Raw genomic sequence first — 22,314 nt, 5'->3', positions numbered from 1 at the left:
CTCGGGAGGTGCCGCCGGCGCCGAGGTGTTTGGATCGGGGTATGCGGATCTTCTTCACCGGAGGCAGCGGCAAGGCCGGCAAGCACGTGGCGCCATACCTGGCCGGACAGGGCCACCACGTCACCAACGCCGACCTCGTCCCCCTCGGGCACCCCGGCATCACCGACCTCAGGGTCGACCTCACCGACACCGGCGAGGTGTACTCGGCCCTCGCCGGGCTGGCGACCTTCGAGGAGCTGGAGCTCCCTGAGAAGCCCGCGTACGACGCGGTGGTGCACTTCGCGGCGGTGCCGGCGATCCTGCTCACCTCCGACGCGAGGACGTACGCCACCAACGTCCTGAGCACCTACAACGTGCTGGAGGCTGCGACCCGGCTCGGCGTGCGCAAGGTGGTCTTCGCGTCCTCGGAGACGACCTACGGGATCTGCTTCGCCCAGGGCGAGCGACGACCGCTCTACGTGCCGGTGGACGAGGAGCACCCCACGGTGCCGGAGGACTCGTACGCGATGTCGAAGGTGGCAAACGAGGTGACCGCCCGGTCGTTCCAGGCGCGCACCGGTGCCGACGTCTACGGCCTGCGCATCAACAACGTCATCGAGCCGCACGAGTACGCCGAGAAGTTCCCTGACTTCCTCGCGGACCCGGCCCTGCGGCGACGAAATGTGTTCGCCTACATCGACACCCGTGACCTTGGCCAGATGGTGCAGCGCTGCCTGGAGGTCGACGGACTCGGCTACGAGGTGTTCAACGTCGCCAACGCCGACCTGTCGGTGGCGGCCACGTCGCAGGAGGTCGTGGACCGGTTCTACGACGGCGTCGACGTGCGTCGCGAGATGGAGCCCGACGAGACGTTCTACTCCATCGACAAGGCTCGCCGGCTGCTCGGGTACGAGCCCCAGCACTCGTGGCGCGACGTGCTCACGGACTCCGGGGACCGTCGACTGGAGGGGTGAGGCTGAGCGCGCGCGCCCGCCGCTGAGTCGGGGCGCTGCGCGCCGACGTCAGCGGGGAGGGCAGGAGCGCTCCGATGGTGAGCCCCGCCAGGCCGGCGAGGTACTCGTTGACCTGTTGGCCCCGCACCGACAGGTAGATGACTGCTCCCAGGGTCGAGAGGGCTGACACGATGACGGCCAGGCTCGAGACCCGGGCTGTGAACTCGTCACGCATGACGACCTCCAACCTGGGGTGGGCGGGTTGCCCAACCTCTTGTCGTCAAGGAGGTGGCGTGGTGGGCTGCTGATACCCGGAACGGGTGCTGGTCGCTGGGAGGAGGCGCGGTGCAGGAGGCGTTGGACCTGGCGTTCCCGTTCCACGGACGGTGGCTGGTGCAGAACAGTCCTGCCGACCGCGTGCCCAGCCACGGCACCACGGCGTTCGCCAGCTCGTTCGCCATCGACTTCGTGCCCGTGGACGCCGGGGGAAGGTCTGCCCCCGTACGGTTCCGTACGCTCGTGGTTACCGAGCCGCCGCAACGCTTTCCAGGCTTCGGCCGGGAGGTTCTGGCCCCGGTCGAGGGACTGGTCGTCGCGGCGGACGACGGTCAGGAGGACCATGCGGCACACCGCGGGCTCCCCTCTGTCACCTATGCCCTCACCCAGGGACGGCGAGCGGCGGCAGGCTGGGCCGCCCTCGCGGGCAACCACGTCCTCGTCCAGACGCGTCCCGGCGCCGTCGTCGCCCTGTGCCACCTGCAGCAGGGCAGCGTCGACGTCCGGGTGGGGGAGGTGGTGCGGGTCGGGCAGGAGGTGGGTCGGTGCGGCAACTCCGGCAACAGCACCGAGCCACACCTGCACGTCCAGGCCCTCGACCGCGTCGACGTGGAGCAGGCCCGACCGGTCCGCGTCACCTTCCTGGGCTCCCTTCCGCGCACGGGAGAGGCGGTCGGGGCGTAGGCCGGCCGCCGGGCGGTCCTGCGACGGTGCCGGGCCCGGCGACGAAGACGTGCGGAGGTGGCGCCAGAGCCGCCACGAGGACCACGTCACCAGGACGGCCCACACGACCGTGGACGCGCCCGACTCGTCGTCGCCTCCTGGCTGGGATCTCCAGAAGTGCTGCGGTGGGTGGATGAGCGTGTGGCGGATGCCGACGGCGAGGTAGGCGAGCAGCACGACCCATCCCCAGCGAGCCGTGACCACGGACCCGATGAGCACCACCGACGCGAGCGCGACCCAGTACCGCAGGCCCCTCGGACGGGCGGGCGTCCACCGCGCCGCGTCGTCGATCTGACGAGGACCCCGCACTCGCGCCAGCTTCACGGAGCGGACCGTACAGCACGGAGGCTGGGGCGGGTCAGCCGTCGACGAGCCCTCGGGCCAGCTGGGCAGCGCCGACCGTCACCACGCCCACGCACACCAGGTACGCCGCGAGGTGCCCGGGGGAGAGGGGCAGCCGCTCGTGCAGCAGGGAGGCGCCGAGCAGCACGGCGACGACGGGAGCGGTGGCTTCGTTGGCCGGGAAGCTCGCGGCCAGTGGTCCCACCTGGAAGGAGACCTGCGTCAGCACGAGTGCGGAGGCGCCCACCAGGAGAAGGCACCCGAGCGGCACCCACCCCTCGGGGTGCACGAGGGTGGACGGACCGGAGCCCTGCCAGAGCGTCGCCACCGAGTCCAGCAGCACCCCGACGAGACCGAACCAGGCCCCGGCCAGCGCACCGTAGGCCGCGGCCCGGACCTGCGGGGACGAAGCCCTGACGGCGAGGACCACGACGGTCCCGACGGCGGCCGCACACGCCACGGACCAGGCTGCTGCGGCCGCCGAGAGCGGGGACGCCCGGCCGGGGTCGCCGACCAGGGCGAAGAAGACGGCGAGGGAGCCCAGGATGCCGACGCAGGCGGCATAGTCACGCAGGCCGGGGACAGGTCCGCCGAGCCGGTGCCCCACGGGTAGCGCCACGGGAACCGCGAGGACGAGCAGCGGCTGGACGAGCAGCACAGGGCCGGTCGCCAGGGCGACGACCTGCAGGGCCAGTCCGACGGTGTCGCCGCCCGCGGCGGCCAGCCACCGCGGGTCGCGCAGGAGGGCGACGACGCCGCGGGCGTCGGCGCGGCCGCTCCCGCGGTGCGCCACCCGGTGCTGGACGGCCGTGGCCGTGCCGTACGCCACCGCGGACAGCACGGCACAGGGCACTGCGACGGCCAAGGACACCTCGCGACCGTATCCCTCGGACGAGGTCGACGGCTGAAGGCGGGGGTGTGCTGGCTTCGCAGAGGCCTGGGTGCGGGCTCGCGCTACGGCACGTCAGCGCGAGGGACGGCACGTCAGCGGGCCGGCCGAGAGCCGCGGCCGCGGTGCGCAACCTCCATCCGGATCCCGGTCACACCGAGCGCCAGCAGCAGCACGGACGGCAGCAACAGCGGTGAGCGCCATGGCGCGATCTCGCCATAGCTGGTCGTCGCGACGACCAGCCCGACGGTCGTGGCCGTCCCGGCCACGAGCTCTATGGTGCTGAGGATCAGCGACAGAGGACCTGCGCGGCCTGCCTGCGGCCGTGCCACCACGCGCAGTGCCGCAGCGGTGAAGGCAGCGGCTGCCAGCGCGAGCACGATTCCGGGGACCAGGAAGACGCCTCCCAGCTCGGCACCCGGGCCTCGTGCGGTGATGATCATCGATCCTGCGAACACCAGTGCAGCGGCGCCGACCACCAGGTGGCCGTAACCCATCCCGAGATGACTGGTGTCCCGCCCACGCTGTCCTGGTCCCACGAGCCAAGGGAACCATCGATCAGGGGCAGCACACCTGAGCACCAAGACCTAGCTCTGACCAGACGGAAGGCTGACGAGGCAACCCGAATGGCTGCGGCTACGCGACCGCCCTGCGGGAGAACGTGAGGTGCGTGACGCCGTTGGGGGAGGAGACCGTCTCGACGTCGAACGCCTCCTCGACGGCCTCGAGCCCGTCCCACAGGCGCACGCCGCGGCCGAGCACGATGGGCACCTGGACGAGGTGCATGTGGTCGACGAGGCCAGCCAGGAGGAACTCGCGCACGACCGTGGCACCCCCGCCGATGCGGACGTCCAGCCCTCCGGCTGCCTCCCGGGCGACCTCGAGCGCCTCGGCCGGTGTCGCGTCGAGGAAGTGGAAGGTGGTGCCGCCCTCCATCTCCATCGGGGGCCGCGGGTGGTGGGTCAGGACGAAGGTCGGTGTGTGGAAGGGCGGGTTCGGACCCCACCAGCCCTTCCAGTCCGGGTCGTCCCCCCAGCCGGGCGGGCCGAACTTGTTGGCGCCCATGATCTCGGCCCCCACGCCGTGGTCGAAGCGTCGGGCGAAGGCGTTGTCGACACCGTCGCTCCCGCTGGGATCCCAGTACTGCGTGGCGAACATCCAGGTGTGCAGCCGCTGGCCGGCATGGCCGAACGGGGTCTCGAGCGTCTGTGGCTCGCCCGTGGCGAAGCCGTCGAGCGAGATGGCGAAGTTGTGGATCCGTGTGCGTGACATCGGCGCTCTCCTCGGTCGGCAGTCGGGCGGGCTGGTCCTGCGAGGACTGACCCGACCGACCGAACATACTCATCGGCCGGGGTGGGGGGCCGAGTTCGCCTCTTCCGTCGTGGCCGACTTCGGGGAGACTGTCTGCCATGACCGCTGACGAGGTGGACGCCTACCTGGCACTACTGGAGGAGCCGAAGAAGAGCACCCTCGAGGCGCTGCGCCGGTCGATCCTCGAGGTCGTGCCGGACGCGCAGGAGTGCATCTCCTACGGCATGCCGGCGTTCCGGGTCGGCGGGAAGGTGGTCGCCGGGTTCGCGGCGTTCACGAACCACCTGGCCTACCTGCCCCACAGCGGCACCGTGCTGGCGGACCTGGGTGACGCCCTCGAGGACTACGAGCACACGAGCGGCTCCCTGCACTTCGCGGTCGACCAGCCCCTGCCCGACGAGCTGGTGCGCAGGCTCGTCGAGGCCAAGCTCGCTCGTCTGGGCTAGCGCCGGGCCTGCGAAGAAATGTCGTGGTGGCTGTCAGCCCCCTTCCCTAGGGTGGGCGCATGCCTTCGGTGAAGCAGGTCCAGATCACCTTCGACTGCGCCCAGCCCGAGCGGGTCGCCCGCTTCTGGTGCGAGGTACTGGGGTACGTCGTCCCGCCCGCACCGCCCGGGTTCGAGTCGTGGGACGACTTCAACGCGTCCCTGCCGCCAGAGAAGCAGGACTCCGCCTTCGCCTGCGTCGACCCGGACGGAGCGGGTCCACGGCTGTTCTTCCAGCGAGTCCCCGAGGGCAAGGTCGTCAAGAACCGCGTGCACCTCGACGTCCGCGTCGGGACGGGCATGGTGGGTGAGGAGCGCCTCGCCGCGCTTGAGGCCGAGTGCGCTCGCCTTCTGCCGCTGGGCGCGACCAGGCTGCGCCTGCTGGAGGCCGACGAGGAGAACGAGTCGTGCCTGGTCATGCAGGACGTCGAGGGCAACGAGTTCTGCCTCGACTGACCACGAGCCCGGCAGAGGAGGAGCCGTCGTGGCCGTGAGCACGGGCGCCGACGAGTGGCAGGCCGACGGCCTCGACCTGGCCGGTTACCTGCACCGTCTCCAGCTGCCGGCTGTGGCCCCGAGCTGGGGAGCGCTCGCCGAGCTGCACGAGCGGCACGTCCGCACCTTCACGTTCGACAACATCGACGTGTTCCTCGGCCAGCACCCCGGCGTCTCCCTCGACCGGGTGCAGGAGAAGTTCGTCGGCCGGGGCCGTGGCGGCTACTGCTTCGAGCACAGCACGATCTTCGCCGCCGCCCTGCAACGCCTCGGCTACGACGTCAGGCGCCACCTGGGACGGGTTGGCGACCCGACGACCGGCAGCCAGCAGGGCCGCACGCACATGGTCGTCGATGTCGTCCTCGACGGGGAGCGACTGCTCTGCGACCCGGGCTTCGGCATGAGCCTGCGCCGCCCGATACCGATGGTCGACGGGGCCGAGGACGACTACCTGCCGGGCTGGCGCTACCGCATGCGCCACACCCGAGGTGGCTGGGCCCTGGACCGGCACCGCGACGGGGGCTGGGAGGTGACCCACACGACCGACGAGCTCGAGGTGCGGCCTGTCGACGTGGTCATGGGCCACCACTTCACGAGCACGTTCCCCGGGTCCCACTTCACGCAGGGACTCATCCTCACCAAGCACCTGTCCGGCAGCCATGTCGCGGTGACCGAGGAGACCCTGACCATCCGCACTCCCGGGCAGCCGACCGAGCACCGACCCCTGCGCCCCGGAGAGCACGACGAGTGGCTCACCGCGCTGGGCGTGCCGCTGACGGCCGACGAGCGCAGCCGCCTCCTGGACAAGCTGAAGGATCCCTGACAGACGTCACGGCCAGGTCGTGACGCGCGTCGCGGGTCCCACCGGGAGGCCGGCGGCACGGTGGGGTCATGACCACGCGAGGATCGCTATGGCGCCCCGGCCGACGCTCCGTTCGCGCCTGATCGCCGCACTCGCCGCCGCGACGGAGGTCGACTCTGCGAGGCTTGGGGCTGTGAGCACGCACCCCGAGCCCCGGCCTGCCGAGGAGTTCGCCGAGCCGCGTCCCCGGCTGCTCACCGGCGACGAGGACCAGCCGCTCAGCGGGCGCCTGCTCGGCGTGTTCTTCGCCGGCATCTGGCTCGTGTTCCTCTCCGACGCCTTCTCCGCGGCGTGGAGCGACCGGACCGAGCTGCGCGGGGACACGGCGCTGACGGTGCTCGTCGCGTTCGTCGTCCTCTACCTCGCCCACTTCCTGCACCTGCGTCGAGCCGTCTGGGGGGCGCTGGGCACTCCGCCGCGCACCTGGTACGTCTCCCGGGTCGGGCTGTTGTCCTGGGTGGGCCTGGCGGTGCTGGCCGCCCTGTCGACCGTCACGGTGGGACAGGAGGGCGCCAGCACCTGGGTCTTCCTCGCGGTCTCGGGGCTGTGGACGTTCCGGCTGCGGCTGGGCCTGGTCCTCGGCCTGGTCCTGGTGGTCCTCTACGAGTTCCTCACCTTCCACGTCGACACCTGGACCCACGACGCGAGCATCAGCATGTCCATGGTCCTCGCCATGGCTGCCGTCACCGGGGCCATGGTGGCGGCGCAGCGCCAGCGCGCCCTCGCCGAGGCGCGCCAGGAGAACGCGCAGCTGGCCATCCAGGAGGAGCGCAACCGGATGGCCCGCGACGTCCACGACATCCTCGGCCACAGTCTGACCGTCATCACGGTCAAGGCCGAGCTCGCCGCCCGACTCCTCGAGGTCAGCCCCGAGCGGGCCCGCGCCGAGGTCGCCGACCTCGAGCGGCTCGCGCGCGACGCCTTGGCAGACGTCCGCCAGGCGGTGGTCGGGTTCCGCGAGATGTCCCTGCCGGCCGAGCTCGCCCGCGCGCGGGCAGCCCTCGCCACGGCCGGGATCGAGGCCGACCTCCCCACCGCCGTCGACGCCGTACCCACCCGGCTGCGCGAGGTGTGTGCCTGGACCCTGCGCGAGGGCGTCACCAACGTGATCCGGCACAGCGGAGCCACCACCTGCAGCGTCACCCTCGACGAAACCGGAATCTGCGTGCGCGACGACGGCACCGGGCCCGTGCCCGGCACACCCGGCACGGGCCTGCTCGGCCTCACCGAGCGCGCCGAAGCGGCGGGGGCGCACCTGCGGACACGGGGGTTGGTGCCGCACGGGTTCGAGCTCGCCGTGCGCACGGCGGCCCGACCCGTCGGCGGCGGAGTCGACCCCGGTGAGAAGGTGGACGCGTGACGATCAGGCTGCTCCTCGCCGACGACCAGGCCCTGGTGCGCGGCGCCCTCGCGACGCTGCTCGGGCTCGAGCCCGACATGGAGGTCGTGTCCGAGGTGGGCCGCGGCGACGAGGTGGTCGAGGCTGCCCGTCGCACCTCACCGGACGTCGCCCTCGTCGACGTGGAGATGCCCGGCCTCGACGGGATCGCCGCCACCGCCGCGCTGCACGAGGCGCTGCCGGGGGTACGGGTGCTCATCGTGACGACGTTCGGCCGCCCGGGGTTCCTGCGGCGCGCCCTGCAGGCCGGCGCGAGCGGGTTCGTCGTCAAGGACACCCCGGCGCGCCAGCTCGCGGAGGCGGTACGCCGCGTCGCCGCAGGGCTGCGCGTGGTCGACCCCGCGCTCGCGGCCGACTCGCTCTCCGGCGGGGAGTCGCCGCTCACCGCCCGGGAGACCGAGGTGCTGCTCGCCGCCCGGGGGGGTGGTTCGGTCGCGGACATCGCGCGCCACGTGAGCCTTTCGGAGGGCACCGTGCGCAACCACCTGTCCTCGGCGATCGGCAAGACCATGGCGCGCAACCGGGCTGACGCGGTCCGCATCGCCGACGAGTTCGGCTGGCTCTAGGAACCGCTGCGCACCTCGATGCGCAGCCACGTGAACGCACCGAGGTCCTCGACCGTCAGCGACCGCGGACCCGCCAGGTCGTCGGCCAGGAACCTCACCGAGGTCCCCGACCTCTCGCCCGGCGTGACCGGCCCCTCGCCCGGCGTGACCGGCAGCAGCTCGTCGTCGGGGAGGCCGTGGCGGTAGGTCTGCGACCACGCGCCGTCGACCCGGTGGTTCTCGTGCACGAGCGCCGAGCTGAGGGCGGCCACCGTCGACATCCCCCGCCTGGGTAGGCCGTCGGGCAGGCGGGGCCCGTCGACGGCGTCGAAGAACCTGACGTCCCGCGTCGCCATCACCGGCTTGCGGACGACGCGACCCTCAGCGTCCACCCGGGTGTCGGTGCCACGCCCGTCGTCGGCCACGGTGACCGAGCCGTCGCCGTGCTCCGTGACCACCGCACGGCCCACCCGACCCAGCGCCTGCGCCTCGTCGTCGGCGTACGCGAGCACCTCGAGGAGCAGGTGCCTTCGGCCGCCGACCTCCCACGCCTGCCCACCGACCTGCCCTGTCCGCGCACCGCGACGCACATCGGCGAGGTGCTCGACGTCGAGGTCGCAGGCCCAGTCGTGGGTGGTCACGGTCCACGTCGATCGCTCGCTCACGACCTCGACCCTAGGCCCCTGGCGCCGCCTCCTCGGCACCCGCGCCGGACCCACCCGACGGCGTCCCGAACCACGTCGTGAGCGCCTGCACCAGCCCGGCACCCGTCCCGTCGCCGACCCACGCCACGTGCCCGTCAGGCCGCACCAGCACCGCGGGGGGCGCCTCGACCGCACCGACCACCGGCAGCTCCCATGGCCCTGTGTACGACGCGTCGACGAGCTGTACCCGGTCGGCCCAGCAGCCCACGTCCAGGGCTCCGGGCCGTCCGAGGTTGACCAGCACCGGACGCGCCGAGTGCAGCAGCGGGTAGACGCGCACCACCTCGTCGCCGACCTGCAGGTCGAGGTCGGGCATCCGCCGCCCCAGCAGCGGGTGTCCTTCGCCGAGGTCGTAGCGCACGTCGAGGCCGGAGATGATGCCCACGACGTGGCGCCGCGGCTCGTCCATGGCCACCAGCTCGTCCAGCAGCTCCCGCACCGCCGCGATGCGGGCGTCCTGTCGCTGGAGCGCGCTGACCGACTTGCTGTACTCCAGCGCACGGGCGTCCGCCGGGTGGCGCTCGGCGTGGTAGGTGTCGAGCAGTGTCTCGGGCGAGACGCCGTGCACCACCTGCGCGAGCTTCCAGCCCAGGTTCACCGCGTCCTGGACCCCGAGCCCGATGCCCTGACCGCCGGCGGGGGAGTGGATGTGGGCAGCGTCGCCGGCCACCAGGACCCTGCCCTTGCGGTACGTCGCCGCCTGGCGGGTCGCGTCGGTGAACCTCGAGATCCACGTCGGGTCGTGGACGCCGAAGTCGGTGCCGTAGACCGCCTGCAGGTTGGCGCTGAGGTCGGCCAGCGTGGGTTCGGTCGTGGCGCCCAGCTCTGCCTCGCCGGAGACCACCCGCACGGTGTGCCCGTTCTCCATGAAGCTGAGCCCGTGCACCCCGTGGGCGTCGAGCTTCACGCCCTGGGGCAGCTCCTCGGTGACCTCGACCTCGGCGATGAGCGCACTCTGGGTCGCCTCCCACCCGGGGAACTCGATCCCGGCGGCCTTGCGGACCGCGCTGCGCCCACCGTCGGCGCCGACGACGTACTGCGCCCGCACCCCCTCACCGCCGTTCAGCCGCACGTCGACACCGTCGTCGCCCTCGACGAGGCCCGTGACCTCGACCCCGCGACGGGTCGGCACGCCCAGCTCCTCGACCCAGCCGGCCAGGATCCGCTCGATGTGGTTCTGCCACAGGCCGAGCGTGTACGGGTGCCGGGTCGGGAAGTCGCTCATGTCGAGCATGAGCCGCCCCGAGTACGGCACGTCGTAGGTCTTGCCCTCGGCCAGGAACCGTTCGGCGATGCCCCGCTGGTCGAGGATCTCGATCGTGCGCGCGTGGAAGCCACCGGCGCGTGACCCCAGCAGCTCGGCTGTCGGCCGACGCTCCAGGACCACGACGTCGACGCCTGCCAGGGCGAGCTCACCAGCCAGCATCAGGCCCGTCGGACCGCCGCCCACGACCGCCACGTCCACCATGTCCACCACGTTCATCTCCCCCTGCTCGTCACCGCCCGTCGCCGGGCACGGCCGCCCAGTGTGGAGCACCCCGGGGGCCTTGCCGCAAGCCCCCGGTCGCGCTATACCTTGGTAGTGGCGAGGAGCAGTGCCCCTCGCCTTCGTCGTGGGTGGGGTGGCGGACGAGGCGCCGGCCGCGCGGCGTCGCCCAGGTGCCGGTCAGGCCGTGGCGACCGGGCGGGCAGGGTCGGTGATCCACTCGCTCCACGACCCGACGTAGAGCGCGGCGTCGATGCCCGCCTCGTGCATGGCCAGCAGGGCGTGCGCGGCAGTGACGCCCGAGCCGCAGTAGACGCCCACAGGTGCGCTGGCGGTGCCGATCCCCAACCGGGAGTAGTGCTCCCGCAGCTCAGCCGGCTCGAGGAACCTGCCGTCGGGTCGGGCGTTGTCGGTCGTCGGGGCATTGACCGCGCCGGGGATGTGGCCGGCCACCGGGTCGATCGGCTCGGACAGCCCTGCGAACCGTTCCGCCGCCCTCGCGTCCACCAGGGTCCCCGTGCGGGCGACCTTCGCGGCTGCGTCCGCGTCGAGGACGGGTAGCGATCCCGGCCGTGCGGTGAAAGCGCCTGCGCCTGCCACCGGGACCTCGGCCGTCGTCGGCCCGCCGTCCTCGACCCACGCGGACAGCCCGCCGTCGAGCACCCGCACGTCCTGGAGCCCGACCCAGCGCAGCACCCACCATGCGCGTGCCGCCGCGAAGGACGGCCCCTGGTCGTACACGACCACCCGGCTGTCCTGGTCGACCCCGGCACGCCGCAGCGCCGCCGCGACGACCTGGGGATCGGGCAGCGGGTGCCTACCACGGGGTCCTGGCGGGCCGGCGAGCTCGGCGTCGAGGTCGACGTACGCGGCCCCGGGCAGGTGCTCCGCGGCATACCGCTCACGGCCGCTCGGCCCCTGCGCGCCGGTGAGGACCCACTGCACGTCGATGACGACGGGCGGGGAGGGCTGGGCGAGCTCGGCTCGCAGGTCGGCGGCATCGACGAGGGCGCTCATTCGGCCAGTCAAGCAGCAGATGGGACACTGGTGCCGCCATGACCGCCACCACCGCACCCCAGACCCACGCGCCGCGCCCCGGCACCGCGACGCCCGGCACCGCCGTGCTGCCGCCGCTGCAGATCGGGCGCCACACCATCGGGTCGCCCGTCGTGCTCGCGCCGATGGCCGGCATCACCAACCGGGCGTTCCGCAAGCTGTGCCGCGAGTACGGCGAGAACGGGCTGGAAGCGGGTGGCGCGAGTGGCGCCACGTCGCTCTACGTCAGCGAGATGATCACCTCCCGCGCGCTGGTCGAGCGCACCCCGGAGTCGATGAGGCTGATCGAGCACGACCCGGAGGAGTCGCCCCGGTCGATCCAGCTCTACGGCGTCGACCCCGCGACGGTCGGGGCGGCGGTGCGGATGCTCGTCACCGAGGACCGGGCCGACCACATCGACCTCAACTTCGGCTGCCCGGTCCCGAAGGTCACCCGCAAGGGTGGCGGCGCGGCGCTGCCGTGGAAGAAGGATCTCTTCGAGGCCATCGTGACCACCGCGGTGCGGGAGGCGAGCCCGTACGACGTGCCGGTCACCGTGAAGATGCGCAAGGGCATCGACGACGACCACCTGACCTACCTCGAGGCCGGCCTCACCGCCGAACGCGCAGGCGTGGCCGCCGTTGCGCTGCATGGCCGTACGGCGTCGCAGGCCTACTCGGGGCAGGCCGACTGGAGCGCCATCGCCCGGCTCAAGGAGACGGTGCGGACCGTCCCGGTCCTCGGCAACGGCGACATCTGGTCGGCCGAGGACGCGGTGCGCATGGTGCACGAGACGGGGTGCGACGGCGTCGTCGTCGGCCGCGGGTGCCTGGGGCGGCCCTGGCTGTTCACCGACCTCGCCGCGGCGTTCGCCGGCACCACGGCGCGGGCGCAGCCCACGCTGGGGGAGGTGACGGCCACGATGCGCCGTCACACCGAGTACCTCGTCGACTTCTACGGTGACGAGTACAAGGCCTGCCGCGACATCCGCAAGCACATCGCCTGGTACCTCAAGGGATTCCCCGCCGGCTCGACGGTGCGGCACTTGCTGGCGCTGGTCGACTCGCTGGAGGCGCTCGACGCGCTGATCGCCACCATGGAGGCCGACGCCCCCTGGCCGGGAGAGGCCGCCGAGGGGCAGCGGGGGCGGGCCGGTTCACCCCGACACGTCGCGCTGCCCGACGGCTGGCTGAGCTCCCGGACCCTGGACGACGCGTCACGCGAGGCGGTCGCGCAGGCCGAGCTGTCCGTCTCCGGGGGCTGACCGGGCAGGGGGGAGCCCGCTGTCCCTCGACCGGCCTGGGACATACCCCTCGTCGAGGGACGAACTCCTCGTCATGGACACGCTTTTCGGCTCATCCCCTCCACGGGCCAGGTCCCTACGGTGAGCGATGAGCCATCCGTACTTGGCTCATCCCGATGGAGGAGAGCACAGATGCGACGATCCCGCACGGTCGCCATCACCGGAGCGGTGGCCCTGGCCACGTCGGCTCTGGCTGGGACGACAGCAGCCGCGGCCACACACACCGCGACGACGCAGGTCGGTGCAGCCGCCAGCACCCGCTACGTCATCCTCGCCGACCGCGCAGCCGACGCGGACACCCTGGCCGAAGCGCTGCGTGGCGCGGGTGGCCAGGTCAGCTCGGTCAACCGGGCCATCGGCATGGTCGCCGTGGAGTCGACCTCGAGCGTGTTCCTCGCCCGCGCCCGTGCCCTGCCCGGCGTCCAGGTCGCCGGTCGCGACGGTGTCGTCGGCAGGTCGCCCGACGCGGCCAAGGTGAAGGTCGCCGTCCTCAAGGAGCACCAGTCGTCCCTGCGCACCTCGGCGGGGGCGAGCGCCGCAGGAGCGCGGAGTGCGCAGTCGGCGGCTGCCACCAAGGGGCCCTCGGACCCACTGGACAGCCTGCTGTGGGGCATGGACATGATCAAGGCCCCCGCCGCCCACGCGAAGCAGCTGGGAGACAAGCGGGTGCGGGTCGGCGTCATGGACACCGGGGTCGACGGCACCCACCCTGACCTCGCCGCCAACTTCGACCGGACGCTGTCCCGCAACTTCACCAAGGACATGCCCGTCATCGACGGTCCCTGCGAGGTCGCGTCCTGTGTCGACCCCGCCGACGTCGACGACGACGGCCACGGCACCCACGTCGCCGGCACGATGGCGGCAGCCATGAACGGCATGGGCGTGTCGGGCGTCGCACCGGACGTGGGCATCGTCAACGTCCGCGCCGGCCAGGACAGCGGCTACTTCTTCCTCGCTCCCACGGCCAACGCGCTGACCTACTCGGGCGACGTCGGCATCGACGTGGTGAACATGTCCTTCTACGTCGACCCCTGGCTCTACAACTGTCGGGGCGGTGCCCCGGAGGACACACCGGAGCAGGCGGCCGAGCAGGACCTCATCATCGAGACGATGACCCGGGCGCTGAACTACGCCCACCGCAAGGGCGTCACCCTCGTGGCTGCGCTGGGCAACGACCACGACGACGTCTCCCACCCGCGCACCGACGTCTCGAGCCCGGACTTCCCGGTGGGCACGGAGCACTCGCGCACGATCGACGACGCGAGCTGCCTCGACCTCCCGGTCGAAGGTCCCCACGTCATCGGCGTCTCCGCCCTGGGGCCGTCGGCGCGCAAGGCCGACTACTCCAACCACGCCGGCAACCTGCGCTCGGGTGAGCTCGAGGTGTCGGCTCCCGGCGGCTGGTACCGCGACGGTCTCGGCACGGACTCGTACCTCACCAACGAGAACCTCATCCTGTCGACGGCCCCGCGCAACGTGATGGTCGCCGAGGGACAGGTCGACGCCAACGGCGACGTCACACCGCTGGGGGAGTCGCTGGGCACCATGAAGGCCTGCACGAGCCGTCCCGCCCCGGGCGCGAGCGCCTGCGGCTACTACCAGTACCTCCAGGGCACGTCGATGGCCTCACCGCACGCCGCAGGAGTTGCGGCCCTCGCGGTCTCGGCGCACGGAAAGGTCGTGGGCGGCAGCGGGTTCGGGCTCGCGCCCGACCGTGTGCGCCGGCTCCTCATGGACACTGCGACCAACCACGCCTGTCCCACCCCCGCGCTCCAGTCGTACGTCGACGTGGGCCGGACGGCAGAGTTCGACGCCCTGTGCGTCGGGAGCCGTGCCTTCAACGGCTTCTACGGGGACGGCATCGTCAACGCCCTGGGCGTCGTGAGGTAGCGACAGGGGCGGTGGAGGCTCGCCACCGGGCGAGCGTCCACCGCCTCGTCGTGCAGCGGTCCCTGCGGGCTGTCAGGCCTCCTGCGCCGCCGCTCCGTGGGCCAGCGACTCGAGGAGCTGGCTGTTGAAGGCCGGCAGGTCGTCGGGGTTGCGGCTGGTGATGAGGTTGCCGTCGACGACGACCTCCTTGTCGACCCACTCGGCGCCGGCGTTGCGCAGGTCGGTCTGCAGGCTGGGCCAGCTCGTGACGGTGCGCCCCTTGAGGACGTCGGCCTCGATGAGGGTCCACGGCGCGTGGCAGATGGCCGCCACGGGCTTGCCGCTGGCGACGAAGTCACGGACGAACGCGACGGCGTCGTCGTCGGTGCGCAGGGCGTCGGGGTTCGCCACACCGCCCGGCAGCACGAGGGCGTCGTAGTCGTCGACCGAGGCTGACGACACGGTCTTGTCGACCGGCCGCGTCTCGGCCTTGTCGAGGTGGTCGAAGGTCTGCACCTCGCCGGACTCCGGGGAGAGCAGGACGGGCTGGGCACCGGCGTCCGTGACGGCCTGCCACGGGTCGGTCAGCTCGACGCGCTCGATGCCCTCGGAGGCGACGAGGAAGGCGATGGTCTTTCCACTCAGATGGCTCATGTCTCCACCCTGCGGTGAGTGGCTGCGCGCCGCAATCGGAGCAGCCGTCCCGGGCTCCTTGTCGGTGGGCCGTGGCACGCTGTGCCCATGATCGGGACACCCGGTGGGACCCCGGAGCGGCCGGCGACCTTCTTCTCGGGGCCACAGGAGTTCTGGGCGTGGCTGGAGGCCAACCACGACTCGGCGACGGAGCTGTGGATGGGCCTGTACAAGAAGCACGTGCCCGAGCGCGGCCTGACCTGGGAGGCCGCCGTCGTCGAGGCCCTGTGCTGGGGGTGGATCGACTCGGTCGCCCAGCGCGTCGACGAGCACTCCGTGCGCCAGCGGTGGACGCCGCGCAAGGCCTCGAGCAACTGGAGCACGGTCAACATCACCACCGTCGAGCGCCTCCTCGTCGAAGGGCGCATGCAGCCGCCGGGGTTGGCTGCCTACGAGCGCCGCAGCCCAGAGCGGTCGGGGGTCTACGCCTACGAGAACCGCGAGCGTGAGCTGCCCGCGGCGTACGCAGAGCAGCTCGCCGCCGACCCGCGCGCGGCCGCGTTCTGGGAGGTGGCCACCCCGTCCTACCGCAAGCTCGCCGTCAACTGGGTGCTCACGGCCAAGCAGGAGGCCACGCGGCACAAGCGGATGACCCAGCTCGTCGACGACAGCTCGCACGGCCGGCTCATCCCGTCGCAGCGCTACGGCGAGCAGCCCCGGTGGGTGGAGCGCGCGGCAGCGGCGGCCGAGGCGGCTGCCGCCGCCGGGGGAGCCGGAGCCTAGAGTTCCCCGCGTGGGATACACCGAGGCCGACCGCGAGCGCTGGGTCCGCGAGGACCCGGTGCTCAAGCGCGCCGACCGTGACGACTTCGCCCGGGACCGCGCCCGACTCGTGCACTCGGCCTCCCTACGACGGCTGTCGGCCAAGACGCAGGTGGTCCAACCCAGCGACGACGACTTCGTCCGCAACCGGCTGACGCACTCCCTCGAGGTGGCCCAGATCGGTCGCGAGTTCGGCGCAGCCCTGGGCTGCAACGCCGACGTCGTCGACACCGCCTGCCTGGCCCACGACCTCGGTCACCCTCCCTTCGGCCACAACGGTGAGCAGGCGCTCGACGCGGTGGCCACGGACATCGGCGGCTTCGAGGGCAACGCCCAGACCCTGAGGCTGCTCACCCGGCTCGAGCCCAAGCGCACCCACGCCGACGGCCGCCCAGCAGGACTCAACCTCACCCGGGCGAGCCTCGACGCGACGACGAAGTACCCCTGGGCCCGAGGAGCGGCGCCGGTTGCGGTCGGGCCCACGGTGAAGTTCGGCGTCTACGCCGACGACCTCCCGGTGTACGAGTGGTACCGCGCAGGCCGCGAACCGGGCACCCGCTGCATCGAGGCCGACGTCATGGACTGGTCCGACGACGTGGCCTACTCCGTCCACGACGTCGAGGACGCCATCGCCTCCGGGCGCCTCGACGTCCGGCGGCTGCGCGACGCCACCGACGTCGACAGCGTGGTCGCCGTGGCCACGGGGCTCTACGCCGCCGACCTCGGCTCCGACGCCCTCGGCGCCGCCCTCGAACGCGTCCTCGCGAGCGGTGCGGTCCCCACGACGTACGACGGCGGGCGCAGCGACCGGGCAGCCTTGAAGGACATGACCTCCCGGCTCATCGGCCGCTTCGTCCTCGCCGTCGAGGTGGCCACTCGCGAGCGCCACGGTTCGGGCTCGCTGACCCGCTACGACGCCGACCTCGTCGTCCCCGACGACACCAGGGCGGAGTGCGCCGTGCTCAAGGCGGTGGCAGCCCACTTCGTCATGCACGCCCAGGAGCGCGTGACCGTCATGGCCGGGCAGCGGCAGGTCGTGCGCTCCCTCGTCGAGGCCTACCAGGCCGATCCGCCCGGACGGCTCGACCCCGACCTGCTCGCGGACTGGAAGGCGGCCGCCTCCGACGCCGAGGCGTTGCGCGTCGTGGTCGACCAGGTGGCCTCGCTCAGCGACGTGCGGGCCCTCGCGCTGCACGAGCGCTGGTGCTGAGGCGTCACCGGCGCCGCCGCCCCTGACGCCGGCGACGACGCCGGGAGCGGGACGGACCGCGTCAGGCGGGGGTGAAGGCGCGGGCCTCGCCGATGACGCTGAGCCCCACGATCGTGCCGGTGGAGGGCACCTCGGTGCCGTGGATGCGCGCAGTGACGACCGTGTGGTCGCCCTGCAGGCGCAGTGCCACCAGGGCGTCGTGGCCGAAGTAGGTCGTCGAGAGGACCTCGGCGCAGGGGTGGCCGGGGGCGACGCTGCCGAGCTGGATCTGCTCGGGCCGAAGCAGCACGTCGACCGTGCCGGCCGGGGCGGGCTGGTGCACCTTGAGCCGTCCGAGTGCGGTCGCCACGGACGTGCCCTCGGCGCGTCCACGCAGGAACACCGCGTCACCGAGGAACGCCGCGGCGTGCCGGTCGGCCGGCGTGGCATACACCTCCGTCGGGGCGCCCACCTGGGCGAAGCGGCCCTCGTGCATGATCGCCACCTCGTCGGCGAACGACAGCGCCTCGGACTGGTCATGGGTCACCAGCACCACGGTCACGCCCTCGTGGGCCAGGGCGTCGGCGACGGCCTGGCGCGTCGAGGCACGCAGGCCGGCGTCGAGGGAGGAGAACGGCTCGTCGAGGAGCACCACGCTGGGCCGGCGGGCCAGCGCCCGGGCCAGCGCGACGCGCTGCTGCTGGCCGCCGCTCAGCTGGTCGGGGCGGCGCTTGGCGAGGTCGGGGGTCAGGCCCACCAGCTCGAGCAGCTCGCCGACCCGGGCGCCGGTGCGCCGCGCCGCACGGGGGAGGCCGTAGGACACGTTGGCGCCGACCGACAGGTGGGGGAAGAGGTTGCCCTCCTGCGGCACGTAGCCGATGCCACGACGCTCCGGGGGGACCCAGGTGTCGGGTCCGACGACGGTGCGGTCGTCGAGCTGGACCGTCCCTGCGTCGGGGGTCTGGAACCCGGCCACGACCCGCAGCAGCGTCGTCTTGCCGCAGCCCGAGGGGCCGAGGATGGCCGTGGTCGTCCCGGAGGGCACCACGAGGTCGATGCCGTGCAGGACGGGACGCGGTCCGTAGGACGCGTCGACCCCGGCAACACGCAGGGTGGTCACAGCGCAGGCTCCTCATCGGGTCGTCGCAGCAGCAGGTAGGTGAGCGGGGCGGACACCAGGACCATCGCGGCGGCGTACGGTGCCGCGCCCGCGTAGTCGATGCTCTCACTCGCACTCCAGAACGCGGTGGCCAGTGTCTGGGTGCCGGTCGGCGCGAGCAGCAGGGTGGCGGTGAGCTCGGTCGACACGGCGATGAACACCATGGCGAAGCCGGCCAGCGTGCCCGGCAGCGTCAGGGGGACCAGGACGCGGGTGAAGGCGCGCCACGGGCTGTCGCCGAGGGCGCGGGCGGCGTCGGTCAGCTCCTCGGGCGCGTGGGCCATGGCCGCGCGGATGCTGACCATGGCGCGGGGGATGAACAGGATCGCGTAGGCCGCGACGAGGACGACGCTGGTCTGGTAGACGGCGTTGGCGTACTTGACCGACAGGGTGACCAGGGCGAGCGCGATGACCACACCGGGCAGCGACGAGGCGACGTAGGTGGCGCGCTCGACCAGCACCGACAGCCAGCTGCGGCGGCGGGCGATGAGCCACGCGATGGGGAACGCCGCGACGACGGTGACGACACCCGCGCCGAGACCGAGGCCGAGCGTGCTGCCCAGGGTCCTGGCCACCTGGGCCGGGTCGACCTGCGCGCTGCCGGCAGCCAGCCAGTAGACGAGGCTCCCCAACGGCACGCCCAGCGACAGGGCGGTCAGGGCCGTCATCGCCAGCAGGGACGGGACCGTCCAGCGGCCGAGCCGGGCCGGGAGCGCGCGACGGGCGGCGCCGCGGCCGAACCTCGCGAGCCGGACGGTGCCGCGCAGCAGCGCCTCCACCGTGAGCAGCCCCAGGCAGAGGGCGATGAGCACCAGGGCCAGGACGCTGCCGGCGCTGTTGCTGAACGCGACCTGGAACTGCTCGAGGATCGCGGTGGTGAAGGTCGGGAAGCGAAGCATCGCCAGCACGCCGAACTCCGAGAGCAGGTGCAGCGACACCAGCAGCATGCCGCCGAGCATCGCCGGGCGCAGCTGCGGCAGGACGGCACGGAAGAAGGTGCGCCACGGGCCCTGCCCGAGCGAGCGCGAGGAGTCCTCCATGGCCTGGTCGAGCCCGCGCAGCACCGCCGCCACAGGCAGGAAGACGAACGGGAAGTAGGACAGCGTGGTGACCAGCACGGCGCCGCGGAGCCCTTCGAGGTCCGGGCGGACGGTGACCCACGCGTAGCTGTTGACGAAGGCGGGGACCGCCAGCGGCGCGACCATCAGCACCCGCCAGTACTTCGCTCCCGGGAGCGAGGTGCGCTCCACGAGCCAGGCGGTCCCGATACCCAGCACGGTGGTGAGGGCGACGGTGACGACCACGAGCGAGGCGGTGTTGCGCAGCAGCTCGCCGACCCGCGGACGCCACAGCAGCGACCACGCCTGGCCGAGGCCGGTGTCGAACGCGGTCGACACGACCACGAGCAGGGGCAGCACGCACAGCGCCGCCACGGCCAGGCTGGCCGTGACGACTGCGGTGGGCGCGGAGGGGCCGCGCCGGCGACGAGCCACCTAGAGGATGCCCGCGGCGGTCATCAGCTCGATGACCTTGGGGCCGTTCAGGGTGTAGGGGTCGACCTTGGGCGCCTGCAGCGACTCGAGCGGCTCGAGGGCCTTGTCGGACGCGACACCGTTGCCGACGGCGTACTCCTTGGCGTCGCTGGTGGCGAGCATGGTCTGCCCCTCCTTGCCGGTGATGAAGGCGAGGAACTTCTGCGCGTTGGCCGCGTGCTTGCTCGACTTCAGCACCGCACCGCCGGAGATGCTGACGAAGGCACCCGGGTCCTGGTTGCGGAAGTAGAGGAGCTTGGTGTTCTTGCTGCCGGCCTTGGTCAGGGCCTGGTCGCGGTACCAGTAGTAGTGGTACATGATCCCGACAGGGACCTGGCCGGCGTTGACGGCCTTCATCACGGCGATGTTGTTCTGGTAGATCTTCGCGCCGTCCTTGAGTCCCTTGAGCCAGGCCTGCGTCCTGGCCTCGCCCTGGGTCGCCAGGATGGCGCTGACGATGGCCTGGAAGTCGGCGCCGCCCGCGGCAGCACCCCACTTGCCCGACCACTTCGGGTCCTGCAGGTCCATGATCGACTTCGGCAGCTCGGCCGCCGAGATCTTGTCGGGGTTGTAGACCAGGACGGTCGAGCGCGCGGCGATGCCGACCCAGTCCTTGGAGGACGGCGCGTAGCCGGAGCCGACCTGGGCGATGGTCGAGGCGTCGACCGGGGCGAGCAGCCCGGCGCGCTGCACCGTGGTCATGGCGGGCGAGTTCTCGGTGAGGAAGACGTCGGCCGGCGACCTGTCGCCCTCCTGCACGATCTGCGATCCCATCGAGGAGTCGCTGCCGTAGCGGATCTGGACCTTGATGCCGCTCTCCTCCTGGAACTTCTTGGCCCAGGCCTCGGTGAGGTTCTCGTGCTGCGCGCTGTAGATCGTGAGCTTGTCCGGGTCGAGGTTCTTGCCGGCCTCGAGGGTCCCGCCGCCGCAGCCGGCGAGGCCGAGGGCGGCAGTCGCCGCCAGGGCGACGAGGACGGTGCGTCGGGGCATCACGGTCGGGTACTCCTGGGGGTCGGCTGCAGGGAAGGGGCGCGCGTCTGGCACCGTGGTCGGTGGTCGCGCGCTGGGCGTCCTCGCCGTTGAGAAGGCAAGGCTTACCTTACTCTCGCCTCCGGCTCAGTCGAAATCGGCATTCCGGACGACGGAACGTCGGGGGGTGCCTCGCTCCGCGCCGCACCGCCCAGGGCCTCGGTTGCGCTCGCGCCACGTACGCCGCTGTGGAGCATCTGGCGCGCCGTCCACCCGAGCAGCAGCGTGCCGCCCACGGGGACCTCCATGCCGATGACGAAGAACCGGTAGAGCAGGACTCCGGCGGCCGCGGAGGCCGGGTTCGCGCCCATCCGCACGAGGTAGGCGGTCATGCCGAGCTCCACGAACCCGGTGGCGCCCGGGGTGACCACCGCGAGGGAGAGCACCCGCTCGACGGCGAACGCCGCGAAGACGACGGAGGCTGCCGGCGGGGTGCCGACCGCTGCGAGGCACAGCCACAGCAGGGCGGCCTGCGCGGCGGCGTACAGCAGCTTGCCCGCCGTGAGGCGTGGCCACGCGTGCCGGACGAGCTCGATGATGGCGCCCCGCATCTCCACGGCGCGGGCCTCCTGGCCTCCCGCCGTGCGGTGCAGACGGACCTGGAGGCGGTCGGCGGCCGCGCCGAGCCGCCGCGCCCCGACGTCGGTGCGGAGCAGGAACGCGGTGAGCGCGGCTGCCGCGAGGAGTGCGGCGACCGACCCGAGGCCGGCGCTGAGGAGCAGGTCGCCCTCACCGCGCCCTTCGAGGCCGAACCACCCGAGGGCCACCGCAGGCACCACGAGCCGCCCGAGGACGTCCCAGATGTTCGTCACCAGGGCCCACCGCACGAACGCGGTCGTGGTGAAGCCCCACCGCCGGCAGGACCACCAGTTGACGGCCGTGCCGAGGGCGCCACCGAGGGGCACGACGTTGGACACGCTGCTGCCGGAGATGTTGAGGAAGAAGGCGCGCCGGTGGCTGAGCCCCGGGAGGGCAGCCACCAGCACGATGGTGTGGACCCACAGCCCCGCCAGCCACACCGCCGCGAGCAGGACGAACCAGGGCAGCGGCACGGAGCCGAGCACCGTGCCGATCTCCGTCCACGTGGCATTGGCGATCCGCGGCAGGCCGAGGGTGAGCAGCACCACAGCCGTCGCGACGGCGGCCAGCGCCTCGACGGCCCGGCGGGCGACACGACGACCCTCCCCGGTCATGACTGCAGTCTGCGGCCGTGCAGGCGTCCTCGGCCGGGCCCAAGGTCCCCCGCCTGCGACGGGACTGTGGGGGAGCGCCACGACGGCATCGGCGGACCACC

General features: G+C 72.5%; 23 protein-coding genes. 11 read left to right on the top strand and 12 right to left on the bottom strand.

The window, feature by feature from the left end:
• Positions 1–41: 41 nt before the first annotated feature.
• The gene (locus tag ASG70_RS14720; RefSeq protein WP_056884611.1) at positions 42–953 is read left to right on the top strand and encodes an NAD(P)-dependent oxidoreductase; all 912 of its coding nucleotides are present in this window, start codon (positions 42–44) and stop codon (positions 951–953) included.
• Here the strand turns inward: ASG70_RS14720 and ASG70_RS14715 are convergent.
• Entirely contained in the window at positions 919–1,167 is a 249-nt protein-coding gene (locus tag ASG70_RS14715; RefSeq protein ID WP_056884610.1) for a hypothetical protein, read from the bottom strand. The two genes, ASG70_RS14720 and ASG70_RS14715, sit on opposite strands and share 35 nt — an antisense overlap.
• A gap of 110 nt (positions 1,168–1,277) precedes the next feature.
• On the opposite strand from ASG70_RS14715, the gene ASG70_RS14710 reads away from it, so the two are divergent.
• Positions 1,278–1,892: a peptidoglycan DD-metalloendopeptidase family protein gene (locus ASG70_RS14710; protein ID WP_056884609.1), complete on the top strand. Its 615-nt coding sequence runs from the start codon at positions 1,278–1,280 to the stop codon at positions 1,890–1,892.
• A gap of 397 nt (positions 1,893–2,289) precedes the next feature.
• On the opposite strand, the gene ASG70_RS14705 is transcribed toward ASG70_RS14710, so the two are convergent.
• The 3 genes from ASG70_RS14705 to ASG70_RS14695 form a co-directional block, all read right to left on the bottom strand.
• On the bottom strand, positions 2,290–3,144 hold the full coding sequence (locus tag ASG70_RS14705; protein WP_156400029.1) for a DMT family transporter: 855 nt from the start codon (positions 3,142–3,144) through the stop codon (positions 2,290–2,292).
• Positions 3,145–3,257: 113 nt separating this feature from the next.
• A complete protein-coding gene (locus tag ASG70_RS14700; protein ID WP_056884607.1) occupies positions 3,258–3,659 on the bottom strand; it encodes a hypothetical protein in 402 nt (133 codons plus the stop codon).
• 139 nt (positions 3,660–3,798) lie between these two features.
• On the bottom strand, positions 3,799–4,434 hold the full coding sequence (locus ASG70_RS14695; RefSeq protein WP_056884606.1) for a dihydrofolate reductase family protein: 636 nt from the start codon (positions 4,432–4,434) through the stop codon (positions 3,799–3,801).
• A 137-nt stretch (positions 4,435–4,571) separates the two neighbouring features.
• Here ASG70_RS14695 and ASG70_RS14690 point away from each other — a divergent pair, with 137 nt between their 5' ends.
• The 5 genes from ASG70_RS14690 (at position 4,572) to ASG70_RS14670 (ending at position 8,279) form a co-directional block, all read left to right on the top strand.
• Complete coding sequence (locus ASG70_RS14690) at positions 4,572–4,919, top strand: iron chaperone (protein WP_056884605.1); 348 nt, start codon at positions 4,572–4,574, stop codon at positions 4,917–4,919.
• 59 nt (positions 4,920–4,978) lie between these two features.
• Positions 4,979–5,413 (top strand): VOC family protein, encoded by a 435-nt coding sequence (locus ASG70_RS14685; RefSeq protein WP_056884604.1) that lies wholly within the window; start codon positions 4,979–4,981, stop codon positions 5,411–5,413.
• 28 nt (positions 5,414–5,441) lie between these two features.
• On the top strand, positions 5,442–6,275 hold the full coding sequence (locus tag ASG70_RS14680; protein ID WP_200949300.1) for an arylamine N-acetyltransferase: 834 nt from the start codon (positions 5,442–5,444) through the stop codon (positions 6,273–6,275).
• Between the two features lie 172 nt (positions 6,276–6,447).
• Positions 6,448–7,674 (top strand): sensor histidine kinase, encoded by a 1,227-nt coding sequence (locus ASG70_RS14675; protein ID WP_235531518.1) that lies wholly within the window; start codon positions 6,448–6,450, stop codon positions 7,672–7,674.
• Positions 7,671–8,279 carry a DNA-binding response regulator gene (locus ASG70_RS14670; RefSeq protein ID WP_056884602.1) on the top strand — a complete coding sequence of 203 codons (609 nt, stop codon included), beginning with the start codon at positions 7,671–7,673 and terminating at the stop codon, positions 8,277–8,279. Before ASG70_RS14675 ends, ASG70_RS14670 begins: the two co-directional genes overlap by 4 nt.
• Here the strand turns inward: ASG70_RS14670 and ASG70_RS14665 are convergent.
• The 3 genes from ASG70_RS14665 to ASG70_RS14655 form a co-directional block, all read right to left on the bottom strand.
• Positions 8,276–8,923 carry an ATP-binding protein gene (locus ASG70_RS14665; RefSeq protein WP_056884601.1) on the bottom strand — a complete coding sequence of 216 codons (648 nt, stop codon included), beginning with the start codon at positions 8,921–8,923 and terminating at the stop codon, positions 8,276–8,278. The genes ASG70_RS14670 and ASG70_RS14665 overlap by 4 nt on opposite strands.
• 10 nt (positions 8,924–8,933) lie before the next feature.
• The gene (locus tag ASG70_RS14660) at positions 8,934–10,535 is read right to left on the bottom strand and encodes an FAD-dependent monooxygenase (protein WP_082590834.1); all 1,602 of its coding nucleotides are present in this window, start codon (positions 10,533–10,535) and stop codon (positions 8,934–8,936) included.
• A 93-nt stretch (positions 10,536–10,628) separates the two neighbouring features.
• Positions 10,629–11,465, bottom strand: coding sequence for a sulfurtransferase (locus ASG70_RS14655; protein WP_056884599.1), 837 nt, complete (start codon positions 11,463–11,465; stop codon positions 10,629–10,631).
• Positions 11,466–11,503: 38 nt separating this feature from the next.
• Between ASG70_RS14655 and dusB the strand changes: the two genes are divergently transcribed.
• Entirely contained in the window at positions 11,504–12,748 is a 1,245-nt protein-coding gene (dusB, locus tag ASG70_RS14650) for a tRNA dihydrouridine synthase DusB (RefSeq protein ID WP_056884598.1), read from the top strand.
• A 171-nt stretch (positions 12,749–12,919) separates the two neighbouring features.
• Positions 12,920–14,677, top strand: coding sequence for a S8 family serine peptidase (locus ASG70_RS14645; protein ID WP_056884597.1), 1,758 nt, complete (start codon positions 12,920–12,922; stop codon positions 14,675–14,677).
• A 72-nt stretch (positions 14,678–14,749) separates the two neighbouring features.
• Here ASG70_RS14645 and ASG70_RS14640 read toward each other — a convergent pair whose 3' ends face one another.
• A complete protein-coding gene (locus ASG70_RS14640; protein WP_056884596.1) occupies positions 14,750–15,310 on the bottom strand; it encodes a type 1 glutamine amidotransferase domain-containing protein in 561 nt (186 codons plus the stop codon).
• An 87-nt stretch (positions 15,311–15,397) separates the two neighbouring features.
• Between ASG70_RS14640 and ASG70_RS14635 the strand changes: the two genes are divergently transcribed.
• Both ASG70_RS14635 and ASG70_RS14630 read left to right on the top strand, forming a co-directional pair.
• The gene (locus ASG70_RS14635) at positions 15,398–16,072 is read left to right on the top strand and encodes a YdeI family protein (protein ID WP_056884595.1); all 675 of its coding nucleotides are present in this window, start codon (positions 15,398–15,400) and stop codon (positions 16,070–16,072) included.
• A gap of 10 nt (positions 16,073–16,082) precedes the next feature.
• Positions 16,083–17,321: a deoxyguanosinetriphosphate triphosphohydrolase gene (locus ASG70_RS14630; protein ID WP_056884594.1), complete on the top strand. Its 1,239-nt coding sequence runs from the start codon at positions 16,083–16,085 to the stop codon at positions 17,319–17,321.
• Between the two features lie 61 nt (positions 17,322–17,382).
• Here ASG70_RS14630 and ASG70_RS14625 read toward each other — a convergent pair whose 3' ends face one another.
• From ASG70_RS14625 to ASG70_RS14610, 4 genes are all read right to left on the bottom strand, one after another.
• Positions 17,383–18,420, bottom strand: coding sequence for an ABC transporter ATP-binding protein (locus ASG70_RS14625; RefSeq protein WP_056884593.1), 1,038 nt, complete (start codon positions 18,418–18,420; stop codon positions 17,383–17,385).
• Entirely contained in the window at positions 18,417–19,952 is a 1,536-nt protein-coding gene (locus ASG70_RS14620; RefSeq protein WP_056884592.1) for an iron ABC transporter permease, read from the bottom strand. The genes ASG70_RS14625 and ASG70_RS14620 overlap by 4 nt, the downstream gene beginning before the upstream one ends.
• A complete protein-coding gene (locus tag ASG70_RS14615; RefSeq protein WP_056884591.1) occupies positions 19,953–20,981 on the bottom strand; it encodes an iron ABC transporter substrate-binding protein in 1,029 nt (342 codons plus the stop codon).
• A gap of 104 nt (positions 20,982–21,085) precedes the next feature.
• On the bottom strand, positions 21,086–22,213 hold the full coding sequence (locus ASG70_RS14610; RefSeq protein ID WP_056884590.1) for a lysylphosphatidylglycerol synthase domain-containing protein: 1,128 nt from the start codon (positions 22,211–22,213) through the stop codon (positions 21,086–21,088).
• Between the last annotated feature and the right edge of the window lie 101 nt (positions 22,214–22,314).

Origin of the sequence: Phycicoccus sp. Soil748, assembly GCF_001428025.1 — a bacterium.
Classification (GTDB): domain Bacteria; phylum Actinomycetota; class Actinomycetes; order Actinomycetales; family Dermatophilaceae; genus Pedococcus.
Note: the sequence above shows the minus strand (reverse complement) of the source record. Positions and strands in the feature narration are given on the sequence as shown.

What these genes read in the sequence shown, in the direction of transcription:
- ASG70_RS14655 (WP_056884599.1), bottom strand. Translation starts at nt 11,465, where the DNA reads ATGAGCGCCCTCGTCGATGCCGCCGACCTGCGAGCCGAGCTCGCCCAG.
- ASG70_RS14690 (WP_056884605.1), top strand. Translation starts at nt 4,572, where the DNA reads ATGACCGCTGACGAGGTGGACGCCTACCTGGCACTACTGGAGGAGCCG.
- ASG70_RS14645 (WP_056884597.1), top strand. Translation starts at nt 12,920, where the DNA reads ATGCGACGATCCCGCACGGTCGCCATCACCGGAGCGGTGGCCCTGGCC.
- ASG70_RS14700 (WP_056884607.1), bottom strand. Translation starts at nt 3,659, where the DNA reads ATGGGTTACGGCCACCTGGTGGTCGGCGCCGCTGCACTGGTGTTCGCA.
- ASG70_RS14635 (WP_056884595.1), top strand. Translation starts at nt 15,398, where the DNA reads ATGATCGGGACACCCGGTGGGACCCCGGAGCGGCCGGCGACCTTCTTC.
- dusB (WP_056884598.1), top strand. Translation starts at nt 11,504, where the DNA reads ATGACCGCCACCACCGCACCCCAGACCCACGCGCCGCGCCCCGGCACC.
- ASG70_RS14720 (WP_056884611.1), top strand. Translation starts at nt 42, where the DNA reads ATGCGGATCTTCTTCACCGGAGGCAGCGGCAAGGCCGGCAAGCACGTG.
- ASG70_RS14640 (WP_056884596.1), bottom strand. Translation starts at nt 15,310, where the DNA reads ATGAGCCATCTGAGTGGAAAGACCATCGCCTTCCTCGTCGCCTCCGAG.
- ASG70_RS14715 (WP_056884610.1), bottom strand. Translation starts at nt 1,167, where the DNA reads ATGCGTGACGAGTTCACAGCCCGGGTCTCGAGCCTGGCCGTCATCGTG.
- ASG70_RS14685 (WP_056884604.1), top strand. Translation starts at nt 4,979, where the DNA reads ATGCCTTCGGTGAAGCAGGTCCAGATCACCTTCGACTGCGCCCAGCCC.
- ASG70_RS14695 (WP_056884606.1), bottom strand. Translation starts at nt 4,434, where the DNA reads ATGTCACGCACACGGATCCACAACTTCGCCATCTCGCTCGACGGCTTC.
- ASG70_RS14610 (WP_056884590.1), bottom strand. Translation starts at nt 22,213, where the DNA reads ATGACCGGGGAGGGTCGTCGTGTCGCCCGCCGGGCCGTCGAGGCGCTG.
- ASG70_RS14615 (WP_056884591.1), bottom strand. Translation starts at nt 20,981, where the DNA reads ATGCCCCGACGCACCGTCCTCGTCGCCCTGGCGGCGACTGCCGCCCTC.